Origin of the sequence: Streptomyces sp. AC1-42W (assembly GCF_003248355.1) — a bacterium.
GTDB lineage: Bacteria > Actinomycetota > Actinomycetes > Streptomycetales > Streptomycetaceae > Streptomyces.
The window spans coordinates 1,758,841-1,781,838 of sequence record NZ_QKWY01000002.1; the positions used below are offsets into that span (position 1 = coordinate 1,758,841).

A 22,998-nucleotide genomic window follows, 5' to 3' on the forward strand; every position below is an offset into this window, starting at 1 on the left:
TTAAAGCAACGGAGGATGTACGCATGCAGCCCAGAAACATGTCCATGAGCGGCGTCGTCGACCTCGCCGCGGTGAAGGCGGCCGGTGAGGCCAAGGCGAAGGCGGAGCAGGCCCGTGCCGAGTCCGCGCGCCAGGGCGGCCCGGCGGCCGTTCCCGCCTCCTCCCTCGTCATCGACGTCAACGAGGCGGGCTTCGAGAACGACGTCCTCCAGCGCTCCGCAGAAGTGCCCGTCGTCATCGACTTCTGGGCCGAGTGGTGCGAACCGTGCAAGCAGCTGGGCCCGCTCCTGGAGCGCCTGGCCCACGAGTACAACGGCCGCTTCGTGCTGGCCAAGGTCGATGTCGACGCCAACCAGCTGCTGATGCAGCAGTTCGGCATCCAGGGCATCCCCGCCGTCTTCGCGGTCGTCGCCGGACAGGCGCTGCCGCTGTTCCAGGGCGCGGCGCCCGAGGCCCAGATCCGCCAGACCCTGGACCAGCTGATCCAGGTCGGCGAGGAGCGCTTCGGCCTCACCGGCATCGCGGTGGACGCCGCGGCGCCCGGCGAGGCCCAGGCGGCGGCCCCGGCTCCGCCCGGCCCGTACGACTCGCTCCTGGAGGCGGCCGCGCGGGCGCTCGACGCCAACGACTTCCCGGGTGCGGTCCAGGCGTACAAGAACGTCCTGTCCGACGACCCCAACAACACCGAGGCCAAGCTGGGCCTGGCCCAGGCCGAGTTGCTGGCCCGGGTGCAGGCGACGGACCCGCAGCAGGTCCGCCGGGACGCCGCCGAGAAGCCGGCCGACGCGGACGCCCAGCTGGCGGCGGCCGACCTGGACCTCGTCGGCGGCCATGTGGAGGACGCCTTCGGCCGGCTCGTGGAGACGGTGCGCCGCACGTTCGGCGAGGACCGCGACCGGGTCCGGCTGCGGCTGCTCGACCTCTTCGAGGTCATCGGCCCGGAGGACCCGAGGGTGGGCGCGGCGCGCACCGCGCTCGCGCGCGTCCTGTTCTGACCGGTTGGTCCGGTCCGATTGTGCTGAACTGACAACACGGCCGCGGCGGCCTTCGGGCGCCGCAGCCGTTTTCACGATCAGGCGATAAGAGTAGGCCCCGCTTTACCAAATCTTGATAAAAGCGCGGCCTGTTACTCGCAGTAAATCGATCTTGGCGATGTGCCCCGTTTCACTCGCTGTTACCCTCTTTCGTCCGCCGATCCTGGGCCACCCTGTGTGGCCGCTCGACGCCGGCAGGTCGTGGCCCGGCGAGGGGGCATTACCAGCGAGTAACGAACCCTCTTGTGTCCCGGCCGGGAATGGACCACGATCGGCCACGCTCGGTCCAATAACGCCAGTCCGGCTGCCAGTCGGGTGGGGCGGCTCCGTTGGGTCCCCACCGAGTGGGTCGGCGGCAGTGACGCCGGCTCCGGACAGGGGGGTTCCTGCCGGTCGGCAGGGCCTGTCCGATCAGGTCGCGCACACGCGTGACCCGTGGTTGTCGCTCGGGGGTGATCGCCGGTGGTGCGGACGCGTGACACGCCTCCGCTCGCGGGCGCTCTCCTTTCCGAGGACGTAGCACTTCTCCCATCCCAGGTCGGGCAGGATGCCGGACCGGAGATGTACGTCCGAGAAGGAGGAAAAGTATGAGTTCCCAGGTTCGCGGTGGCACGAGATGGAAGCGCTTCGCTGTCGTCATGGTGCCGAGCGTCATAGCCACCGCCGCGGTCGGCGTCGGCCTGGCGCAGGGCGCGCTCGCCGCGTCGTTCAGCGTCTCGGGGCAGGAGTTCAAGGTCACGGCCAAGGAACTGAACGGTGAGAACTTCGTTCAGTACGGCAGCATCGCGACCGAGGGCGGCGCCGACCCCATGAAGGACGGCAAGGGCCACGCCGTTGCCGTCTCCGGGTTCAGTCACGCCACCATCAACACGATGTGCCAGTCGATCGTCACCCCCAACCTGCCGTTCGGGCTGGGCAACGTGACGCTGCGGCTGACCGCCGGTGACCCGGGGAATGCCACGGGCGAGGAGAAGAAGAAGAAGCTGGTCGACGCCACCGGCCTCTACCTCGATGTCTCGGACCTCCAGGCCAACGCCGAGTTCACGGGCATGGACATCGGTGTCCGCGCGGGTGATCTGCAGAATCCGGGCATCCAGCCCGGTGCCGACAAGTGGGTCAACCCGAACGGGTTCGCGCAGCGGGCCAAGACCGCCAAGCTGACGGACGTCAAGCAGCGGGCGTGGGCCACCACAGCGGGCACGTTCAAGCTGCCGGGTCTGCACCTGGCGCTGTCCAGGGGCGTCAACGAGTGCTACTAGGGCGCTAGCCGGCCCTGGGCGGCCGGGAGCACGCAGTGGTTCCCGGCCGCCCACCCCTCCTCCTCGCAGCAGTACCGGTTCCCAGGGAGCTGTTTTCCATGAGCCCCGAATCCCAAGGGCAGAACGAGCACTACCTCACCGTCGCCCGGCGCGGCTTCCGTACCTGGCGGGGTAACCGGCCGTTCTGGGCCGGACTGTTCACCATGCTGGGCGGCTTGCCCATCATGTACTTCCCGTACGCGAACATGCACCTCGGCAACGTGACGCTGGCGATGTCCACCACCGCCGGCGCCGGTTCGCTGATCATCGGTGTCCTGCTTGTCACGCTGGGCCTGACGATGTGGTTCCACAGCATCGTCCGCGTGTTCTCCGGTGTCGCGGCCATTCTGCTGGCCCTCGTGTCGATACCGGTCGCCAACATCGGCGGCTTCCTGATCGGCTTCGTCTTCGCCCTGCTCGGCGGCGCGCTCTCCGTGTCGTGGATGCCGGGCGAGGAGCCGACCGCGGAGGCGCCCGAAGCGGCCCCGGAGACCGTCTCGTTCGCGAAGGACGAGCAGCCGGCGGCCCCGCTCCCCGAGGGCGCGCTGCACGGTGCGGGCCTCCCCGAACAACAGCAGGCCCCGTACGACGCGGTGGCCGAGACCGACGGCGGGGGGCATCGTGCGGGGTGATGACGTGAACCGCGCGGACGAGTCCGGGCTCCGGGAGGAACGCCGGGGACCCCGCCACGCCGCGCCCAGGAAGTCGCTGCTGACGAAGCTCCACATGCCGTCCGGCAAGAAGGCGTTCGCGCTCGCCGCGATGCCCACGGCGGTGTTCGTCGGGATGGGGCTCACCCCCCGTCTGGCGATGGCCGACGACGCGACGGACATCCCCTTCGCGCCCGGCCCCTGTGTGACCCGCTCCGACGAGCCGAGCGAGTCGGTGGAACCGACGCCCTCCGCGTCGAAGACGCCGTCCGCCTCCGCGAGCCCGACCAGCACACCGGCCCCGACGACGAGCGGCGCGGCGACCCCGAAGCCGACCGCCACGGGCGCGCCGGCCGACACCGCGAAGCAGACCACCGAGGTCGCCACGGCCGACACCCCGGCCGACACCGCGGCCGAGACCCCCGCCGCCACGCCCTCGCCCACCAAGTCGGTCAACCCGCTCGACCCGCTGGGCCTCGGCGACGCGCTCAAGGACCTCTTCGACGGCCCGGACAAGGACCCCGGCAAGGACGCGGAGACGGCGAGCCCGTCCCCCACGCCCACCACCGCGAGCCCGAAGCCGACGGCGTCCGCCGCCCCGGACACCGCCCCGGACACCGCCCCGGAGAGCACCCCGGACCCGAAGGACGAGCCCGCCGAGAAGGCCACCGACACCACCACCGACGCCATCCGCGAGGCGGCCGGCCGGGCGGGCCGCACGGTCGAGGAACTCGACGAGGACGTCAAGGGCACCGACGCCAAGAAGGACGAGGACATCCCGGACGGCGCCAAGCAGCCGTTCCCGTGCCCGACCGCGGACCCGGAGGCTCTGGCCAACGCGAAGCTGGAGCCGGGCATCCCGAACCTGCCCAGCGACCCGTGGATTCTGGAGAGCTCGCTGCTCACCCTGAACGGGCTCGACTACAAGGGCATCGTGGAGGTGCGGACGGGCGAGGGCACCATCAAGAAGGTGCTGAAGTTCACCGCGTCCTCGATCGACATCAAGGACCTGCACCAGCTGACGGTCGGGCCGATGCCGGGCCTCACCGGCCATGTGCAGGCGCGGAAGGGCTCCACCTCCACCATCAGGAACGGCACGGTGACGATGTACACGGAGGAGCTGAAGGGCAACCTCTTCGGCCTCATCCCGATCACCTTCAGCCCGCAGTCCCCGCCCCCGCTGAACGTGCCCTTCGCCTTCTTCACCAAGGTGAAGGTCACCCAGGCCGGTCAGTTCGGCGGCACCCTGACGATCCCCGGACTGCACAACTACTTCACCGAGGACGGCGCCTGACGCACGCGGTGGCACGACGACGGCCCGGCACCCCCGCAGGGGTGCCGGGCCGTCGCGCCGCTCGGGGTCAGCCCTGGTCCTGGCCGCCCACGTGGTGGACGCGGACCATGTTCGTGGTGCCGGGGACGCCGGGGGGCGAGCCGGCCGTGATGACCATCGTGTCACCGGCGTTGTAGCGGTTCAGCTTCAGCAGCTCCGAGTCGACCAGGTCCACCATCGCGTCCGTGTTGTCCACGTGCGGGACGACGTGCGCCTCGACGCCCCAGCTCAGGGCCAGCTGGTTGCGGGTGGACTCGTCCGTGGTGAAGGCCAGGATCGGCTGGGCGGCGCGATAGCGGGACAGGCGGCGGGCCGTGTCACCGGACTTGGTGAAGGCGACCAGCGCCTCGCCGCTGAGGAAGTCCGCGATCTCGCAGGCCGCGCGGGCCACCGAACCGCCCTGGGTGCGGGGCTTCTTGCCCGGCACCAGCGGCTGGAGGCCCTTGGAGAGCAGCTCCTGCTCGGCGGCGACCACGATCTTCGACATGGTCTTGACGGTCTCGATCGGGTACGCGCCGACCGAGGACTCCGCGGAGAGCATGACCGCGTCCGCGCCGTCCAGGATCGCGTTGGCGACGTCGGACGCCTCGGCGCGGGTCGGGCGGGAGTTGGTGATCATCGACTCCATCATCTGGGTCGCCACGACCACCGGCTTGGCGTTGCGCCGGCACAGCTCCACCAGGCGCTTCTGCACCATCGGGACGCGCTCCAGCGGGTATTCGACGGCGAGGTCGCCGCGGGCGACCATCACACCGTCGAACGCCATGACGACGCCCTCCATGTTCTCGACGGCCTGCGGCTTCTCCACCTTGGCGATGACGGGGACCCGGCGGCCCTCCTCGTCCATCACCTTGTGGACGTCCTTGACGTCGTTCGCGTCCCGGACGAAGGAGAGCGCGACCAGGTCGCAGCCCATCCGCAGCGCGAAGCGCAGGTCGTCGACGTCCTTCTCGGACAGGGCCGGCACGTTGACCGCGGCACCCGGCAGGTTGATGCCCTTGTGGTCGGAGATCACCCCGCCCTCGATGACGATGGTGTGGACCCGGGGGCCCTCCACGGAGACGACCTTCAGCTCGACGTTGCCGTCGTTGATCAGGATCGGGTCGCCCTTGGCGACGTCGCCGGGCAGACCCTTGTAGGTCGTGCCGCAGATCGACTTGTCGCCGGGGACGTCCTCGGCGGTGATGACGAACTCGTCCCCGCGGACCAGTTCGACCGGGCCCTCGGCGAACTTCGCGAGGCGGATCTTCGGGCCCTGGAGGTCGGCGAGCACGCCGACCGCCCGCCCGGTCTCGGCGGCGGCCTTGCGGAGCCGGTCGTAACGACCCTGGTGTTCCGCGTGGGAGCCGTGACTGAAGTTGAAACGGGCCACGCTCATGCCGGCCTCGATCAGAGCGACGAGCTGCTCATGGGAGTCGACGGCGGGGCCGAGGGTGCAGACGATTTTCGAACGGCGCATGGGGCGAATCCTATCGGTTTGTTTCGCTGCGGAATATTCCGGCTGGCGGAAGATACAAAGGGGCGGGGGTCCGCTCAGTTGTCGACCAGTGCGAAGGTCTGCGTGGCGATCTCCAGTTCCTCGTCCGTCGGCACCACGGCGACGGCGACGCGTGCGTAATCCGGTGAGATCAGCCGCGGCACCGCGGACCGTACGGCGTTCAGATCCGCGTCCACCGCCAGGCCCAGCTCCTCCAGACCCGCGATCGCGGCCTCCCGCACCGGGGCGGAGTTCTCCCCGACCCCCGCGGTGAAGACGACGGCGTCCACCCGGCCGAGCACCGCCGTATAGGCGCCGATGTACTTCTTCAGCCGGTGGATGTAGATGTCGAAGGCGAGCGCGGCCCGCTCGTCGCCCTCGTCGATCCGGCGGCGGATCTCCCGCATGTCGTTGTCGCCGCACAGCCCCACCAGGCCGCTCCTCTTGTTGAGCAGGACGTCGATCTCGTCCGCCGACATCCCCGCCACCCGCTTCAGATGGAAGGTGACGGCCGGATCGATGTCCCCGGACCGGGTACCCATGACCAGCCCCTCCAAGGGGGTCAGCCCCATCGACGTCTCCACGCACCGGCCGCCCGCGACCGCCGAGGCCGACGCCCCGTTGCCCAGGTGCAGCACGATGACGTTGACGTCCTCCGGTTCCTTGCCCAGCAGCGCCGCCGCCTTGCGCGAGACGTACGCGTGCGAGGTGCCGTGGAAGCCGTAGCGGCGGATGCGGTGCGCGTCGGCCGTCTCCACGTCGATCGCGTACCGCGCCGCGTGCTCCGGCATCGTCGTGTGGAACGCCGTGTCGAACACCGCCACCTGCGGCAGGTCCGGCCGCAGCGCCATGGCGGTGCGGATGCCCGTGATGTTCGCCGGGTTGTGCAGCGGCGCCACCGGGACCAGCCGCTCGATCTCCTCGAGCACGTCGTCGGTGATCACGGTCGGCTCGGTGAACCGCAGCCCGCCGTGCACCACCCGGTGCCCGATCGCCGCCAGGCGCGGCGAGTCCAGGCCGAGCCCGTCCGCCGCCAGCTCCGCGGCCGCCGCGCGCAGTGCCTCGTCGTGGTCGGCGATGCGGCCCTCGCGCTCCCGGGGGCCGCCCCCGTCCCCGGTCAGCGGGGTGTGCACGAGCCGGGAGGTCTCCTCGCCGATCCGCTCCACCAGCCCGGCCGCCAGCCGGGAGCGGTCGCTCATGTCGAGCAGCTGGTACTTCACCGAGGACGAGCCCGAGTTGAGCACGAGCACCCGGCCCGGCTTCCCGGCCGCCGTGCCTTCGGTGGTGTTCGGGGTGGTCATACGGGTCACTCCTCGCCCTGGGCCTGGATCGCCGTGATGGCCACGGTGGTGACGATGTCCTGCACGAGCGCGCCGCGCGACAGGTCGTTGACCGGCTTGCGCAGCCCCTGGAGGACCGGGCCCACCGCCACGGCACCCGCCGACCGCTGCACCGCCTTGTACGTGTTGTTGCCGGTGTTCAGGTCCGGGAAGATCAGGACCGTCGCCTGCCCCGCCACCTCGGAATCCGGCAGCTTGGTCGCCGCGACGCTCGGCTCGACCGCCGCGTCGTACTGGATGGGGCCCTCGATCAGGAGGTCCGGCCGGCTCCCGCGCACCCGGTCCGTCGCCGCGCGCACCTTGTCCACGTCCGCGCCGGTGCCCGAGGTGCCCGTCGAGTACGAGAGCATCGCGATCCGGGGGTCCACGCCGAAGCGGGCGGCGGTGGCGGCCGACTGGACCGCGATGTCCGCGAGCTGCTCCGCGTCCGGGTCCGGGTTGACCGCGCAGTCGCCGTACACCAGCACCCGGTCGGCGAGGCACATGAAGAAGACCGACGAGACGATCGAGGCGTCCGGCTTCGTCCCCCCATCGCCCGCCGCCGCCCTGCCCGACGAGCTGCGCTCGGACCCCTTCGTTCTTATGATCTCGAAGGCGGGCCGGATCGTCGCCGCCGTGGAGTGCACCGCGCCGGAGACCATGCCGTCGGCCAGGCCCTCCTCGACCATCAGGGTGCCGAAGTAGTTGACGTCCGAGACGACGTCGTACGCCAGCTCCACCGTCACCCCGCGATGCGCCCGCAGGGCCGCGTACCGCTCGGCGAACGACTGGCGCAGCTCCGAGGTCTGCGGGTCGATGAGCTGGGTCTCGGCCAGGTCGATGCCCAGGTCCGCGGCCTTCTTGCGGATGACGTCGGGGTCGCCCAGCAGCGTGAGGTCGCAGACGTCGCGCCGCATCACGACGTCCGCCGCGCGCAGCACCCGTTCCTCGGTGCCCTCCGGCAGCACCACCCGGCGCCGGTCCGCGCGCGCCTGCTCCAGCAGCTCGTGCTCGAACATCATCGGGGTGACCCGGCCGCTGCGGGCGACGGATATCCGGTCGAGGAGGGCGGCGGTGTCCACATGGCGCTCGAAGAGCCCGAGGGCGGTCTCCGCCTTGCGCGGGGTGGCCGCGTTCAGCTTGCCCTCCAGCGCGAAGAGTTCCCCGGCGGTGGGGAAGGAGCCGCCGGCCACCGACACGACCGGGGTGCCCGGTGCGAGCCGCGCGGCCAGCGTGAGTATCTCCTCGCCGGGCCGCTCGTCCAGGGTCAGCAGCACCCCGGCGATCGGCGGCGTCCCGGCGCTGTGCGCGGCGAGCGAGCCGACCACCAGGTCCGCGCGGTCCCCGGGCGTGACCACCATGCACCCCGGGGTCAGCGCCTTCAGCAGGTTCGGCAGCATCGCCCCGCCGAAGACGAAGTCCAGCGCGTCCCTGGCGAGCCCGGAATCGTCGCCCAGCAGCACCGTGCCGTTCAGGGCCGCCGTGATCTGGGCGACCGTCGGCGCCGCGAGGGCCGGCTCGTCGGGCAGCACCGAGCAGGGCACGGGCAGTGTGGCGGACAGCCGTTCCGCGATGACGTCGCGGTCGGCGGGGGCCACCCGGTTCACGATCATCGCCAGCACGTCGCAGCCCAGGCCCGAGTACGCACGGTAGGCGTTGCGGGTCTCGGCGCGCACCGATTCGGCGTTCTGGTCCTGGCCGCCGACGACCGCGATCACCGAGGCGCCGAACTCGTTGGCCAGCCGGGCGTTGAGCGCCAGCTCGTCGGGGAGCTGGGTGGCGGCGAAGTCGGTGCCGAGGACGAGCACCACCTCGTAGTCGACGGCCACCCGGTGGAAGCGCTCGACGAGCCGGGACACCAGCTCGTCGGTACCCCGCTCCGCCTGGATCGCGGACGCCTCGTGGTAGTCCATCCCGTACACCGTGGACGGGTTCTGGGACAGCCGGTAGCGGGCCCGCAGCAGCTCGAACAGCCGGTCGGGGTCGTCGTGGACCAGCGGGCGGAACACCCCGACCCGGTCCACCTGGCGGGTCAGCAGCTCCATGACGCCCAGGTCCACGACCTGGCGGCCGTCCCCCCGGTCGATCCCGGTCACGTACACGCTGCGCGTCACGCGTGCTCTCCCGTCGTCTCTGGTCCGGTATGGTGCCCGGTTCGAGTGGCAATCGCCCGTTTGACGATACCCATGGGGCGGGCGGCGCCGCCCGCCGGACTACTGCCCCGCGAGGGCCCCGGCAGGCGGCCCCCGGACGGCCGGGAGCGCGAGCCGTGCGCCCGGCGTGGGACACTCGTCGTGACTCACGGTACGGGGGAAGAGGAAGAAGCCCCGTTCCGGATGCCGACGGACGGGCCCAGCGAGCAGGAGATACAGCAGGATGCGCATCGGAGTTCTCACCGCAGGCGGCGACTGCCCCGGCCTGAACGCAGTGATCCGTTCGGTCGTCCACCGGGCCGTCGTCGGCCACGGAGACGAGGTCATCGGCTTCGAGGACGGCTTCAAGGGCCTCCTCGACGGCCACTTCCGGCCCCTCGACCTGAACGCGGTCAGCGGCATCCTCGCCCGCGGCGGCACGATCCTCGGCTCGGCCCGCCTGGAGCGCGCCCGGCTGCGCGAGGCCGCCGAGAACTGCGCCGAGCTGAGCCGGCGCTACGGGATGGACGCGCTGATCCCGATCGGCGGCGAGGGCACGCTCACCGCCGCCCGGATGCTGTCGGACGCCGGGATGCCCGTCGTCGGGGTGCCCAAGACCATCGACAACGACATCTCCTCCACCGACCGCACCTTCGGATTCGACACCGCCGTGGGCGTCGCGACGGAGGCCATAGACCGTCTGAAGACCACCGCCGAGTCCCACCAGCGCGTGATGGTCGTCGAGGTCATGGGCCGCCACGCGGGCTGGATCGCGCTGGAGTCCGGCATGGCCGGCGGCGCCCACGGCATCTGCCTGCCCGAGCGCAGGTTCGAGGTGGACGACCTGGTCAAGATGGTCGAGGAGCGCTTCGCCCGCGGCAAGAAGTTCGCGGTCATCTGCGTCGCCGAGGGCGCGCACCCGGCCGAGGGCTCCATGCCGTACGCCAAGGGCGAGATCGACCAGTACGGGCACGAGCGCTTCCAGGGCATCGGCAACCGCCTGGCCGTCGAGCTGGAGAAGCGGCTCGGCAAGGAGGCCCGGCCGGTCATCCTGGGCCACGTCCAGCGCGGCGGCACCCCGACCGCGTACGACCGCGTCCTCGCCACCCGCTTCGGCTGGCACGCGGTGGAGGCGGCGCACCGCGGCGACTTCGGCCGGATGACCGCGCTGCGCGGCAACAACATCGAGATGGTCCCGCTCGCCGAGGCGGTCACCCAGCTCAAGACGGTCCCGCTGGACCGGATGCACGAGGCCGAGTCGGTCTTCTGACCGGCCCGCCGGGCGGCGCCCCGCGGCCGTGACGGCTGTTACGCCGCGGGTGCCGCCGCCTCCCAGAACCGGGGCACGATCCGGTCCAGGAAGGCCCGGCCCCCGTCGCCGGAGCCACTGGGCCGGTCCGTGCCGGTGCTGCTCCAGCTGAGCGTGGTCACCATCAGCGCCTGGTAGTCCGCGTGCAGCCGCTCCAGGGTGTCCTGGACGTGGCGCCGCTCCAGCGGCACCAGCTTGGCCACCGGCCGGGTGTACGCCTGCCAGCGCGTCGTCACCGCGCTGCGCAGCAGGCCCGCCAGCTCCTCGTCACGCCCGGTCGCCGTCACGAAGTCGGCGGGCGTCAGGCCCAGCGCCTCGCCCAGCGCCGCGGACTGGCGCTCGTTGCCCCGCCACCGCCCCGACTCCTCCATCCGCAGATACGCGCCGGCGGCCATCCCCACCCGCGCCGCCAGCTCGTCCGGGGCCAGCCCCCGCGCGACCCGGTGCTCGCTCAGGCTGCGCGCGGCCGTCAGCAGCTCGCCCGGCGCACACCACAGCACCCCGGCCAGCGCGGTCAGCTCGTACTCCGAGGGAACGGCCAGGCCGCGTTCCCATTCGGCCACGGTCTCCGGGGTGATCCGCAGGCCGTACTGGGCGCCGAGGCCGTAGGCGACATGGCCGGGAGCCATTCCCAGGGCCTCGCGGAGTCTTCGGGCGGCGGGGGCGTTGAAAGGAGGGGTGGGGTGCACGCGCCCACCGTAAGGAGGTCGGGGCCTGTCTGACTACGGTGTGTTCGCCCGAGAATACGGCTCATAGGAAGGTCCTAGGCACAAAAGCCGCACGGCGGGACCGAACGCCTCGCCCCGCGCCCGCCGCCGCCCTCCGGTTCAGCGCTTCTCGGGCTGCCGGCGGTAGTGCAGCTCGGGCCGTCCCACCTGCCCGTACTGCGGACTGCGCGCCGCCCGCCCCAACGTCACCAGGTATTCCAGATAGCGGCGTGCGGTGATCCGCGAGATGCCCAGCTCCAGCCCGGCCGCCGCCCGGAACTCCGCGTACCGCGCCAGCCGGTCCCGCAGGGTCGCGAAGGTGAACGGCTTCAGCACGTACTGGACGACCCCCAGCGAGACCCCCTCGCGAACCACCGCCAGGTCACGGGCCGAGGTCACCGCGATCACGTCCGCCGTGTGCCCGGCCGCCCGCAGCGCGCGCAGCAGGGCCGGCCCGTGCCCGTCCGGCAGATAGAGGTCCAGGAGCAGCAGATCGACCGGGACCCGCTCCAGCACCCGGACCGCCTCGGCGCGCGAATGCGCCACGGCGGCCACGGCGAAGCCGGGCACCCGGCCCACGTACAGCCGGTGCGCGTCCGCCGCGACCGGGTCGTCCTCGACGACCAGCACCCGGATCACGCCCGGACCCCCGCGCCCAGCGGCAGCCGCACGGTGAACTCCGCGCCCCCGTCGGGCCCCTGCTCCAGGGCCACCGTGCCGCTGCCCCGGTGGGCGGCCTGGCGCACCAGGGCCAGGCCGAGCCCGCGCCCGGCGCCGTGCGTCGACCAGCCGCTGCGGAACACCTCGGCGGCGAGTGCCGGATCGACCCCGGCGCCGTTGTCCGCGACCCGCAGCAGCAGTTCGCCGTCCCCGGCGAGCGCGGTCACCGTGACCCGGCCCCGCTGCCCCGGCACGGCCGCCTCCGGCGCCCCGGTCACCGCGTCCACCGCGTTGTCGATCAGATTGCCGAGGATGGTCACCACATCGCGGGCGGGCAGCGTCGGCGGCAGCGCGCCGTCGTCGATCAGACTGTCCTCGGCGAGCACCAGCTCCACGCCCCGCTCGTTCGCCTGGGCCGCCTTGCCGAGCAGCAGGGCCGCCAGCACCGGTTCGGCGACCGCTCCCACCACCCGGTCGGTGAGCGCCTGGGCCAGCTCCAGCTCCGCCGTCGCGAAGCCCACCGCCTCCCGCGCACGCCCCAGCTCGATCAGCGAGACCACGGTGTGCAGCCGGTTCGCCGCCTCGTGCGCCTGGGAGCGCAGCGCCCGGGAGAAGCCGCGCTCCGAGTCCAGCTCCCCGGACAGCGCCTGGAGCTCGGTGTGGTCGCGCAGGGTCACCACGGTCCCGCGCCGCTCGCCGCCGACCACCGGACGGGTGTTGACGACGATGACCCGGTCCGCCGTCAGATGCACCTCGTCCACCCGCTTCTCGGAGGCGAGCAGCGCCCCGGTCAGCGGGGCCGGCAGAGCCAGATCGGCGACCCGGCGGCCGACCGCGTCCGGGCCCAGGCCCAGGAGCTCCCGGCCCGCGTCGTTGACCAGGGCGATCCGGCGCTGCCCGTCCAGCATCAGCAGCCCCTCACGCACCGCGTGCAGGGTCGCCTCGTGGTAGTCGTGCAGTCGGCTCAGCTCGGTGGCGTTCATCCCGTGGGTGTGGCGGCGCAGCCGCGCGTTGATCACGTATGTGCCGAGGCCGCCGATGACCAGCGCCGCGCCGGCCGCCGGCCCCAGCGCGCCGAGCTGCGCCCGCACCTGCGAGGAGACCCGGTCCACGGTGATCCCCGCGCTGACCAGCCCGGTGATCCGGCCGCCGTCCCGGACCGGGGTGACCACGCGGATGGAGGGCCCGAGCGTGCCGGTGTACGTCTCCGAGAAGGTCTCGCCGCGCAGTGCCCGCGCGGTGTGCCCGAGGAAGGTCTCGCCGATGCGGTCGGTGACCGGATGCGTCCAGCGGACCCGGTCCGGGCTCATGATCGTGACGAAGGCGATCCCGGTCTCCCTGCGGACCCGCTCCGCGTACGGCTGGAGCGCGGCGGACGGGTCGTCGGTGCGGATCGCCTCCCGGACGGACGGCGATCCCGCCACCGCCAGGGCCACCGCCCGCGCCTGCCGCGCCGCCGTCTCCTCGGCCTGCCCCCGCCCCGACTCGTACGCGAAGAACGCGCATCCGGCCACCACGGCCGCCACCAGCACCACCTGCATGGCGAACAGCTGCCCGGCGAGGCTGCGCGGACGAGTACGGGGAAAACGCATGCCGACCAGTGTGCCTGTCCGAAAACGCGGGCCGGTCCGGCCCGTGAACGAAATGCACGCAACGGTGACCGGCGTCACAGCGGGCGGGATAGTCGCCGGGGCCCCCGGCGCGGGGGCGGGACGACGACGACCCGAGGAGACCCCGTGGCAGCGACCGCCGCCGAGCCGGAACGCACGACGCCGGACCGTACGAAGCCCGACCGGACGAAGTACCTGTATCTCGCCGTGATCGTGGCGGTGGGGCTGGGCATCCTCGTCGGCTTCGTCGCCCCGGACGCCGCCGTCGAGCTCAAGCCCATCGGCACCGGCTTCGTGAACCTGATCAAGATGATGATCTCGCCCATCATCTTCTGCACGATCGTGCTGGGCGTCGGCTCGGTCCGCAAGGCCGCCAAGGTCGGCGCGGTCGGCGGGCTCGCCCTCGGCTACTTCCTGGTGATGTCCACGGTCGCCCTGGCCATCGGCCTGGTCGTCGGCAACCTCCTGGAGCCCGGCGCCGGCCTCCACATCACCGAGGCCGTCCGCGCCGCCGGTGAGAAGCAGGCGTCCGGGGCCGGCGAGTCCACCACGGACTTCCTGCTGGGCATCATCCCGACCACCCTGGTCTCCGCCTTCACCGCGGGCGAAGTGCTCCAGACGCTGCTCGTCGCCCTGCTCGCCGGCTTCGCGCTCCAGGCCATGGGCGCCCACGGCGAACCGGTGCTGCGCGGCATCGGACACATCCAGCGCCTCGTCTTCCGCGTCCTCGCCATGATCATGTGGGTGGCCCCGGTCGGCGCGTTCGGCGCGATGGCGGCGGTGGTCGGCGAGACCGGCGTGGACGCGCTGAAATCGCTCGCGGTCATCATGATCGGCTTCTACGTCACCTGCGCCCTGTTCGTCTTCCTGGTGCTGGGCGCGATCCTGCGCCTGGTGGCCGGGCTGAACATCCTCACGCTGCTGAAGTACCTGGGCCGCGAGTTCCTGCTGATCCTGTCCACCTCCTCCTCCGAGTCGGCGCTGCCCCGGCTGATCGCCAAGATGGAGCACCTGGGCGTCAGCAAGCCCGTCGTCGGCATCACCGTGCCGACCGGCTACTCCTTCAACCTGGACGGCACCGCGATCTACCTCACGATGGCCTCGCTGTTCATCGCCAACGCCACCGGCGACCCGCTGAGCATCGGCGAGCAGATCTCACTGCTCGTCTTCATGGTCATCGCCTCCAAGGGCGCGGCCGGGGTCACCGGCGCCGGCCTCGCCACCCTCGCCGGCGGCCTCCAGTCGCACCGCCCCGAACTGGTGGACGGCGTCGGCCTCATCGTCGGCATCGACCGCTTCATGAGCGAGGCCCGCGCCCTGACCAACTTCGCCGGCAACGCGGTCGCCACGGTCCTCGTCGGCACCTGGACGGGGGAGATCGACCGCGAACGGGCCGGCCTGGTGCTCGCCGGCACCCTCCCGTTCGACGAGAAGACGCTCAGCGACGAGGGGCCGGCCGAACCGCACGTGCCCGAGGCCCGCGACGGCGACCGGCCCTCCGCGTCGCACCGCCTCACGCCGGGGTGAACCACACCGTCGCCAGCGGCGGCAGCGTCAGCACCACGCTCGACGCCCGGCCGTGCGACGCCACCGCCTCCGGCCGCAGCGGCTCCGCGTTGCGCACATCGCCACCCCCGTACCGGGCGGCGTCCGTGTTCAGGGCCTCCGCCCACAGCCGGGGGCCCTCCGGCACCCCGAGCCGGTAGCCGTGCCGCACGACCGGCGAGAAGTTGGAGACCGCCAGCAGCGGCGCGCCCTTCGCGTCGTGGCGCAGGAACGCGAACACGTTGTCCTCCGCCGCGCCCCCGTCCACCCAGGAGAAGCCCTCCGGACGGGTGTCCCGCTGCCAGAGCGCGGGCGTCGCCCGGTACACCCGGTTGAGGTCGGCCACCAGATCCCGCACCCCGCGGTGGTCGGCCTCCGCCCCGTACGACGGGTCCAGCAGCCACCAGTCCGGGCCGTGGCCCTCCGACCACTCCGCGCCCTGCGCGAACTCCTGTCCCATGAACAGCAGTTGCTTGCCCGGATGGGCCCACATGAAGCCCAGGTACGCACGGTGGTCGGCGCGCCGCTGCCACCAGTCGCCGGGCATCTTGGAGACCAGCGCCTGCTTGCCGTGCACCACCTCGTCGTGCGAGATCGGCAGCACGTAGTTCTCGCTGTACGCGTACACCATCGAGAACGTCATCTCGTTGTGGTGGTACTTGCGGTGCACCGGCTCCTTGGAGACGTACACCAGCGAGTCGTGCATCCAGCCCATGTTCCACTTCAGGCCGAAGCCCAGCCCGCCGCGGTCGGTCGACCGGGTCACGCCGTCCCAGGCGGTGGACTCCTCGGCGATGGTGACCACCCCCGGATTGCGCCGGTAGACCGTGGCGTTCATCTCCTGGAGGAAGGCGACCGCGTCCAGGTTCTCCCGCCCGCCGAACTCGTTGGGCGACCACTGGCCGTCCTCGCGCGAGTAGTCCAGGTAGAGCATCGAGGCGACCGCGTCCACCCGCAGCCCGTCGATGTGGAACTCCTCGCACCAGTACGTGGCGTTGGCGACCAGGAAGTTGCGCACCTCGGTCCGCCCGTAGTCGAACTCCAGCGTGCCCCAGTCCGGATGCGCCGCCCGCCCCGGGTCGGAGTGCTCGTACAGCGGCCGGCCGTCGAACTCGGCGAGCGCCCAGTCGTCGCGCGGGAAGTGCGCGGGCACCCAGTCCATGATCACGCCGATGCCGGTCCGGTGCAGCGCGTCCACCAGGAAACGGAAGTCGTCCGGCGAACCCATCCGCGAGGTCGGCGCGTAGAAGCCGGTGACCTGGTAGCCCCAGGAGCCGCCGAAGGGGTGCTCGGAGACGGGCATCAGCTCCACATGCGTGAAGCCCAGCTCCTTCACGTACGCCGGCAGCTGCTCCGCCAGCTGCCGGTAGGTGAGCCCCGGCCGCCAGGAGCCCAGATGCACCTCGTACACCGAGAACGGCGCCTCGTGCACCGGGACGTCCCCGCGCCGCTCCATCCACTCCCGGTCCCGCCAGACGTGGTGCGAGGCCGTCACGACCGACGCGGTGGCGGGCGGCACCTCGGTGTGCCTCGCCATCGGGTCCGAACGCGTCGTGTGCGAACCGTCGGGCCGGCAGATGTCGAACTTGTACAGCGCGCCCTCGCCGACGCCGGGCAGGAACAGCTCCCACACCCCGGACGAGCCCAGTGAGCGCATCGGGAAGCCGGTGCCGTCCCAGTAGCTGAAGTCGCCGCACACCCGCACGCCGCGGGCGTTGGGCGCCCACACCGTGAACCTGGTCCCGGCCACGCCCTGGTGGACCATCGGCCGGGCCCCGAGCGCGGTCCACAGCTCCTCGTGCCGGCCCTCGCCGATCAGATGCAGATCCAGCTCACCGAGCGCCGGCCAGAAGCGGTACGGGTCCTCCGCCTCGATCTCGTTGTCGTCGTACGCCACCAGCAGCCGGTACTCCGGCACCCCGGGCAGCGCCAGCAGCCCGGAGAACAGCCCGTCCCCCTCGCTGTCCAGCGGCACCCGCAGCCCCTCGGCGAGCACGGTCACGGCGCGGGCGAACGGGCGCAGCACCCGCACCCGCACCCCGCCGTCCACCGGGTGCGCGCCCAGCAGGGCGTGCGGGTCGTGGTGCTCACCGGCCAGCAGCCTGCCCCGGTCGGCCCCGTCCAGCGGCGCGGCCGGGCGCGGGTTCGGGCCGGTGGCGGTGCGCGGTCGGGGCGGTGCCGCGGCCTTCCTGGCGCGCCGGGCGGGTGCGGCGGCGGGGGTGCCGGTGGCCGCGGTCTTCTTCGGGGGGCGCGTGGTGCGCTTCTTGGCGGGCGCCGCGGCCGGCGGGGTGGGGAGGACGGCGGCGATCGGGGGCTCGGGGAGCGGGGTCCCGGTGTCGGCCGGGGCGGTGCGGGCGGGCGTCGCGGGCTTGGCGGTGCGGGACGGCTTGCGGGCGGTCACGGGGGACTGACTCCTCGGAGGTGGGGGTGGGGAGCGGGGCGGGTCGGGGGATGCGGGGGAGCGAGGGCGGTCCCGGCCGGTCTCGGCCGGTCTCAGCCGGGGGAGCCGGCGGCCAGGCGGTGGATCGCGGCCATCGGGACCGGCAGCCAGTCGGGCCGGTGCCGGGCCTCGTACAGCACCTCGTACACCGCCTTGTCGGTCTCGTGGGCGCGCAGCAGCTCCGGCTCGGCGCGCGGGTCGGTGCCCGCCGCCTCGGCGTAGCCGTCGCAGTAGGCGTCCCGGCAGCGGGCGGCCCACTCCGGCTTCCAGGGCCGGTGGGTGCGGGCCGCGTAGTCGAAGGACCGGAGCATGCCGGCCACGTCGCGGACCGGGGGCTGCGGGCTGCGGCGCTCCGGGAGCGGCCGGGCCGGCTCGCCCTCGAAGTCGATCAGCGACCAGAAGCCGTCGGCGCCGCGCAGGGTCTGGCCGAGGTGGAGGTCGCCGTGCACCCGCTGCGCGGCCCAGCTGCGCCCCCGGTGGCCCAGGGCCGCGACCGCGTCGAACGCGGTGCGCAGTCCGGGGACGTACGGGACGAGTTCCGGCACCGCGTGGGCGGCCGCCTCCAGCCGCTCCACCATGGCGGCGGCCAGCTCGTCGGTCTGGGACCGGCGCAGCACCGGGGTGGGCAGCGCGCCGGCGAGCGCGGTGTGCACCTCGGCGGTGGCGCGGCCGAGCGCCCGTGCCTCGGGCAGGAAGTCGTGCCCGGTGGCGAGGGCGCGCAGGGCGAGCTGCCAGCCGTCCTCGGCGCCGCGCAGGAACGGCTGGAGCACCCCGAGCGTCAGCCGCTCCGGTGTCGCCGCCTCGAACCAGGCGACCGGGGCCGGGACGCGGCCGCAGCCCTCGCGGGACAGCACGAGCGGCAGTTCGAGGTCGGGGTTGGTGCCGGGGAAGACCCGGCGGAAGATCTTGAGGATGTACGCGTCCCCGTACACCAGCGAGGAGTTGGACTGCTCGGCGTCCAGCACCCGGGGCGGCAGCCGTTGCGGGATCGGTTCCGCACCGCGGTCGAAGCGCACGGCGCCGAGTCGGCCGGGGGTGCGAAATCGTTCCAGCAGCAGCGCGGCGAGGCGGGCGTCGTGCAGTCCGTCGTAGACGGTGAGCCCGGCCAGCGGCCCGTGCGGGACCCGGCCGATGGCGGCGGGCGCCAGGTGCGGGGGGAGCACCGGGCGTACGCCGAGGAGCAGTTGGTAGCAGTCGACGGGCGGCTGGGCGGGCATGGTGGGCTGATGGGCCCGGACCAGCAGGTGCAGGAGCCCCGGCGCGGAGCCGCTGCCGTCCACCGGCAGCATCTCGGTGGCCGCGACCAGCGAGAAGGCGGTGATGGGCCGTCCCTTGCCGGCGAACCACCGCTGCCGGGGCAGCCATTCGTGGAGCAGCGGCCCGAGGGACGGGATCAGGGCCGTGCCGTCCGCCGTGGTGACCTGTGTGTCCGTGCGCGAGCCCGCGTCCGGGGCCGAGGCGTCTGGTGCCTCCAACATGGCATCGCGTCCTTTCCCCGGGGCACACCACAGGATGCGAAGAGTGTCCCGGATTGCGGCATGGGCTGTCCGGCTGTGCGGGACGTGTCGGGTCAGGATGATCCGTACGGACTCGGCAGGGGGGGCATCGGTGGGTGCCCCGTGCGGGGCGGCGCGAACCGCCCCGCCGGTGGCCCGGCCCGTCAGCTCGGCGGCGCGTCCTTGCGCAGCCGGAACCAGTAGAAGCCGTGTCCCGCGAGCGTCAGCAGATAGGGCCACTGACCGATGGCGGGGAAGCGCACCCCGCCGGTCAGCTCCACCGGATGACGCCCGTTGAAGGACGTGAGGTCCAGCTCCGTCGGCTGTGCGAACCGCGAGAAGTTGTGGACGCACAGCACGAGGTCGTCCCCGTGCTCACGGGTGAAGGCGAGGACGGCCGGGTTGGACGACGGCAGTTCGCTGTAGGTGCCGAGGCCGAACGCCGGGTTCTGCTTGCGGATCTCGATCATCCGCCGCGTCCAGTGCAGCAGCGAGGACGGCGAGGCCATCGACGCCTCGACGTTGGTGACCTGGTAGCCGTAGACCGGGTCCATGATCGTGGGCAGGTAGAGCCGGCCCGGATCGCTGGAGGAGAAGCCCGCGTTGCGGTCGGGCGTCCACTGCATCGGGGTGCGTACGGCGTCCCGGTCGCCCAGCCAGATGTTGTCGCCCATCCCGATCTCGTCCCCGTAGTAGAGGATCGGGGAGCCCGGCAGCGACAGCAGCAGCGCGGTGAACAGCTCGATCTGGTTGCGGTCGTTGTCCAGCAGCGGGGCGAGCCGGCGGCGGATGCCGATGTTGGCGCGCATCCGCGGGTCCTTGGCGTACTCCGCGTACATGTAGTCGCGTTCTTCGTCCGTCACCATCTCGAGCGTCAGCTCGTCGTGGTTGCGCAGGAAGATGCCCCACTGGCAGTTGTCCGGGATCGCCGGGGTCTTCGCCAGGATTTCCGAGACCGGGTAGCGGCTCTCGCGCCGCACCGCCATGAAGATCCGCGGCATCACCGGGAAGTGGAACGCCATGTGGCACTCGTCGCCGCCGCCGGCGTAGTCCCCGAAGTAGTCCACGACGTCCTCCGGCCACTGGTTGGCCTCGGCGAGCAGGACCGTGTCCGGGTAGTTGGCGTCGATCTCCTTGCGGACCCGCTTGAGGAAGTGGTGGGTCTCGGGCAGGTTCTCGCAGTTGGTGCCCTCGCGCTGGTAGAGGTAGGGCACGGCGTCGACCCGGAAGCCGTCGATGCCCAGGTCCAGCCAGAACCGCAGCGCGGAGATGATCTCCTCCTGCACCGCCGGGTTCTCGTAGTTGAGGTCGGGCTGGTGCGAGAAGAACCGGTGCCAGTAGTACTGCTTGCGCACCGGGTCGAAGGTCCAGTTGGACGTCTCCGTGTCCACGAAGATGATCCGGGCGTCCGGGAACTGCTTGTCGTCGTCGGCCCAGACGTAGTAGTCGCCGTACGGCCCGTCCGGATCGGTCCGGGACTGCTGGAACCAGTCGTGCTGGTCGCTGGTGTGATTCATGACGAAGTCGATGATCACGCGCATGCCGCGCTGGTGGGCGGCGTCGACGAACTCCACGAAGTCGGCCAGGTCGCCGAACTCCGGCAGCACGGCGGTGTAGTCGGACACGTCGTAACCGCCGTCGCGCAGCGGCGACTTGAAGAACGGCGGCAGCCAGAGGCAGTCGACGCCCAGCCACTGCAGATAGTCCAGCTTGGCGGTGAGGCCCTTCAGGTCCCCGATGCCGTCGCCGTTGGAGTCCTGGAAGGACCGGACGAGGACCTCGTAGAACACGGCACGTTTGAACCAGTCGGGATCGCGGTCCTTGGCCGGGGTGTCCTCGAATGTGTCGTGGACGGGCTCATTGACGATCATGGTGTGGGTGACCCTCCGGTCTGCGGGGACGGTCGCAGAACGGCGATGTGCGCGGGTGTCACACCCGGTTCGAGGCGCACATAGAACGTCCTGCCCCAGTGATAGGAAGTGCCGGTGAGCTCGTCACGCACCGGCACGCTCTCGTGCCGGTCGAGGCCGAGTCGCGGCATGTCCAACGAGACGGTCGCCTCCTGGGTGTGGTGCGGGTCGAGGTTGACGACCACCAGAAGGATGTTCGAACCGGAACGCTTGCTGTACGCGATGACCGCGTCGTTGTCCGACGTGTGGAAGTGCACGTCGCGCAGCTGCCGCAGGGCCGGGTTGCGGCGCCTGATCCGGTTGAGCGAGGTGATGAGCGGGGCCAGCGACCGGCCCTCGCGCTCGGCGGCTTCCCAGTCCCTGGGCCGGATCTCGTACTTCTCCGAGTCGAGGTACTCCTCACTGCCGTGATGGATCGGGGTGTTCTCGCACAGCTCGAACCCCGCGTACACCCCCCAGGAGGGGGAGAGGGTCGCCGCGAGCACCGCCCGTGCCTCGAAGGCCGGCCTGCCGCCCTCCTGGAGGTATCCGGGAAGGATGTCGGGGGTGTTCACGAAGAAATTGGGCCGCATGAACGCGGCGGTCTCACCGGCCAGTTCGGTCACGTAATCGGTGATTTCGCGCCGCGTGTTGCGCCAGGTGAAATACGTGTACGACTGCTGGAACCCGATTGCCGCGAGCGTACGCATCATCGCCGGGCGGGTGAACGCCTCGGCCAGGAAAATGACATCCGGATCGGTCCCGTTGATCTCCGCGATGACCTTCTCCCAGAAGACCACCGGCTTGGTGTGTGGATTGTCGACCCGGAAGATCCGCACCCCGCGGTCCATCCAGAAGCGCAGAATACGCACGCTCTCCGCGACGATCCCCGCGAAGTCCTCGTCGAAGGCGATCGGATAGATGTCCTGGTATTTCTTCGGCGGATTCTCCGCGTACGCGATCGAGCCGTCGGCCCGGTGCCGGAACCACTCCGGATGCTCCCGCACCCACGGATGGTCCGGCGAGCACTGGAGCGCGAAGTCCAGGGCCACCTCCATCCGCAGAGTGCGGGCCGTCTCCACGAAGTGGCCGAAGTCCTCCAGCGTGCCCAGGTCCGGGTGGACCGCGTCGTGCCCGCCCGCGGCCGAACCGATCGCCCACGGCACGCCCACGTCCTGCGGACCGGGGGCCAGCGAGTTGTTCGGGCCCTTGCGATGCGTCGTGCCGATGGGGTGGACCGGCGGCAGGTACACCACGTCGAAGCCCATCGCGGCGACCGCCGGCAACCGCTCCGCCGCCGTGCGGAACGTACCGCCGACCAGCCGGGGCGCCCCCGCCGCGGCCGACTTGGCAGCGCGCCCCCGGCGCGGCTTCGCCGGCTCGTACCTCGCCCCCTCGGAGCGCGGGAACAGCTCGTACCAGGAGCCGTACAGCGCCCGCCGGCGCTCCACCACCAGCGGATGCGGGCGCGACGCCGTGACCAGCTCCCGCAGCGGATGGCGGTCCAGCGCCCCGCGCGCCTCCGGCGCCAGCGCCGCCGCCAGCCGCTCCCCGGCCGGCCGGGACGCGTCGCGCAGCGCGTCCACCGCGGCCAGCACCGCCTCGCGCCCGTCCCGCTTCGGCACGCCCTCGGCGGCCCGCTCGTACAGCTCGGCGCCCTCGGCCAGCGTCAGCTCGGTGTCGATACCGGCCGGGATCTTGATCCCCGCCGTGTGGCGCCAGGTGGCGACCGGGTCGCTCCACGCCTCGACCGTGTACGTCCACCGCCCCTCGGCGTCCGGGGTGACCTCGGCGCCCCAGCGGTCGGTGCCGGCCGCCAGCTCGCGCATCGGCGTCCAGGGGCCCGGCCGGCCGCCCGGACCGCGCAGCACCACATTGGCCGCCACCGCGTCGTGACCCTCCCGGAAGACGGTCGCGGTGACCTCGAACGTCTCACCGGCGACGGCCTTGGCGGGCCTTCTGCCGCAATCGACGAGCGGACGGACGTCGAGAACGGGAATGCGACCGATCAATGGAATCACCTGGGGACTGGAGGAGCACGAGGGTGGAGTCGTGTTCTTTCTAGTCGCTCGGTGGACGACTCACGGGGGGTGGGCGTG

The 22,998-nt window shown here is 71.9% G+C and carries 16 protein-coding genes; 6 read left to right on the forward strand and 10 right to left on the reverse strand.

Translation table 11 applies throughout. The features are described 5' to 3' along the window. Positions 1 to 23: 23 nt before the first annotated feature. The 4 genes from DNK56_RS25995 (at position 24) to DNK56_RS26015 (ending at position 4,276) form a co-directional block, all read left to right on the forward strand. A complete protein-coding gene (locus DNK56_RS25995; protein WP_111338255.1) occupies positions 24 to 995 on the forward strand; it encodes a tetratricopeptide repeat protein in 972 nt (323 codons plus the stop codon). Positions 996 to 1,621: 626 nt separating this feature from the next. After that, the gene (locus tag DNK56_RS26005; RefSeq protein ID WP_241990083.1) at positions 1,622 to 2,293 is read left to right on the forward strand and encodes a DUF6230 family protein; all 672 of its coding nucleotides are present in this window, start codon (positions 1,622 to 1,624) and stop codon (positions 2,291 to 2,293) included. 98 nt (positions 2,294 to 2,391) lie between these two features. Continuing rightward, positions 2,392 to 2,964, forward strand: a complete 573-nt coding sequence (locus tag DNK56_RS26010; protein WP_111338258.1) for a DUF6114 domain-containing protein — start codon at positions 2,392 to 2,394, stop codon at positions 2,962 to 2,964. Then, positions 2,954 to 4,276 carry a hypothetical protein gene (locus DNK56_RS26015; RefSeq protein ID WP_111338259.1) on the forward strand — a complete coding sequence of 441 codons (1,323 nt, stop codon included), beginning with the start codon at positions 2,954 to 2,956 and terminating at the stop codon, positions 4,274 to 4,276. Before DNK56_RS26010 ends, DNK56_RS26015 begins: the two co-directional genes overlap by 11 nt. Before the next feature lie 67 nt (positions 4,277 to 4,343). On the opposite strand, the gene pyk is transcribed toward DNK56_RS26015, so the two are convergent. The 3 genes from pyk to pta form a co-directional block, all read right to left on the reverse strand. Then, positions 4,344 to 5,774 (reverse strand): pyruvate kinase, encoded by a 1,431-nt coding sequence (pyk, locus tag DNK56_RS26020; protein WP_111338260.1) that lies wholly within the window; start codon positions 5,772 to 5,774, stop codon positions 4,344 to 4,346. A gap of 74 nt (positions 5,775 to 5,848) precedes the next feature. After that, positions 5,849 to 7,093, reverse strand: a complete 1,245-nt coding sequence (locus tag DNK56_RS26025; RefSeq protein ID WP_111338261.1) for an acetate kinase — start codon at positions 7,091 to 7,093, stop codon at positions 5,849 to 5,851. 5 nt (positions 7,094 to 7,098) lie between these two features. After that, positions 7,099 to 9,225, reverse strand: a complete 2,127-nt coding sequence (gene pta / locus DNK56_RS26030; RefSeq protein ID WP_111338262.1) for a phosphate acetyltransferase — start codon at positions 9,223 to 9,225, stop codon at positions 7,099 to 7,101. A gap of 262 nt (positions 9,226 to 9,487) precedes the next feature. Between pta and DNK56_RS26035 the strand changes: the two genes are divergently transcribed. Continuing rightward, positions 9,488 to 10,513, forward strand: a complete 1,026-nt coding sequence (locus DNK56_RS26035; protein ID WP_111338263.1) for an ATP-dependent 6-phosphofructokinase — start codon at positions 9,488 to 9,490, stop codon at positions 10,511 to 10,513. 38 nt (positions 10,514 to 10,551) lie between these two features. Here DNK56_RS26035 and DNK56_RS26040 read toward each other — a convergent pair whose 3' ends face one another. The 3 genes from DNK56_RS26040 to DNK56_RS26050 form a co-directional block, all read right to left on the reverse strand. Then, entirely contained in the window at positions 10,552 to 11,181 is a 630-nt protein-coding gene (locus DNK56_RS26040) for a helix-turn-helix domain-containing protein (protein ID WP_111338264.1), read from the reverse strand. A gap of 198 nt (positions 11,182 to 11,379) precedes the next feature. Beyond that, positions 11,380 to 11,898, reverse strand: coding sequence for a response regulator (locus DNK56_RS26045; RefSeq protein ID WP_111338265.1), 519 nt, complete (start codon positions 11,896 to 11,898; stop codon positions 11,380 to 11,382). Next, positions 11,895 to 13,511, reverse strand: coding sequence for a sensor histidine kinase (locus tag DNK56_RS26050; protein WP_111338266.1), 1,617 nt, complete (start codon positions 13,509 to 13,511; stop codon positions 11,895 to 11,897). Before DNK56_RS26050 ends, DNK56_RS26045 begins: the two co-directional genes overlap by 4 nt. A gap of 144 nt (positions 13,512 to 13,655) precedes the next feature. On the opposite strand from DNK56_RS26050, the gene DNK56_RS26055 reads away from it, so the two are divergent. Continuing rightward, positions 13,656 to 15,056: a cation:dicarboxylate symporter family transporter gene (locus DNK56_RS26055; RefSeq protein ID WP_111338267.1), complete on the forward strand. Its 1,401-nt coding sequence runs from the start codon at positions 13,656 to 13,658 to the stop codon at positions 15,054 to 15,056. Here DNK56_RS26055 and glgB read toward each other — a convergent pair. The 4 genes from glgB to DNK56_RS26075 all read right to left on the reverse strand — a co-directional run bounded on the left by glgB (position 15,043) and on the right by DNK56_RS26075 (position 22,911). Beyond that, positions 15,043 to 17,475, reverse strand: coding sequence for a 1,4-alpha-glucan branching enzyme (glgB, locus tag DNK56_RS26060; protein ID WP_111338268.1), 2,433 nt, complete (start codon positions 17,473 to 17,475; stop codon positions 15,043 to 15,045). The genes DNK56_RS26055 and glgB overlap by 14 nt on opposite strands. Positions 17,476 to 17,567: 92 nt before the next feature. Beyond that, entirely contained in the window at positions 17,568 to 18,992 is a 1,425-nt protein-coding gene (locus DNK56_RS26065) for a maltokinase N-terminal cap-like domain-containing protein (protein WP_111338269.1), read from the reverse strand. A gap of 182 nt (positions 18,993 to 19,174) precedes the next feature. After that, a complete protein-coding gene (treS, locus tag DNK56_RS26070) occupies positions 19,175 to 20,881 on the reverse strand; it encodes a maltose alpha-D-glucosyltransferase (protein ID WP_111338270.1) in 1,707 nt (568 codons plus the stop codon). After that, positions 20,878 to 22,911, reverse strand: a complete 2,034-nt coding sequence (locus DNK56_RS26075) for an alpha-1,4-glucan--maltose-1-phosphate maltosyltransferase (RefSeq protein ID WP_111338271.1) — start codon at positions 22,909 to 22,911, stop codon at positions 20,878 to 20,880. The genes treS and DNK56_RS26075 overlap by 4 nt, the downstream gene beginning before the upstream one ends. Between the last annotated feature and the right edge of the window lie 87 nt (positions 22,912 to 22,998).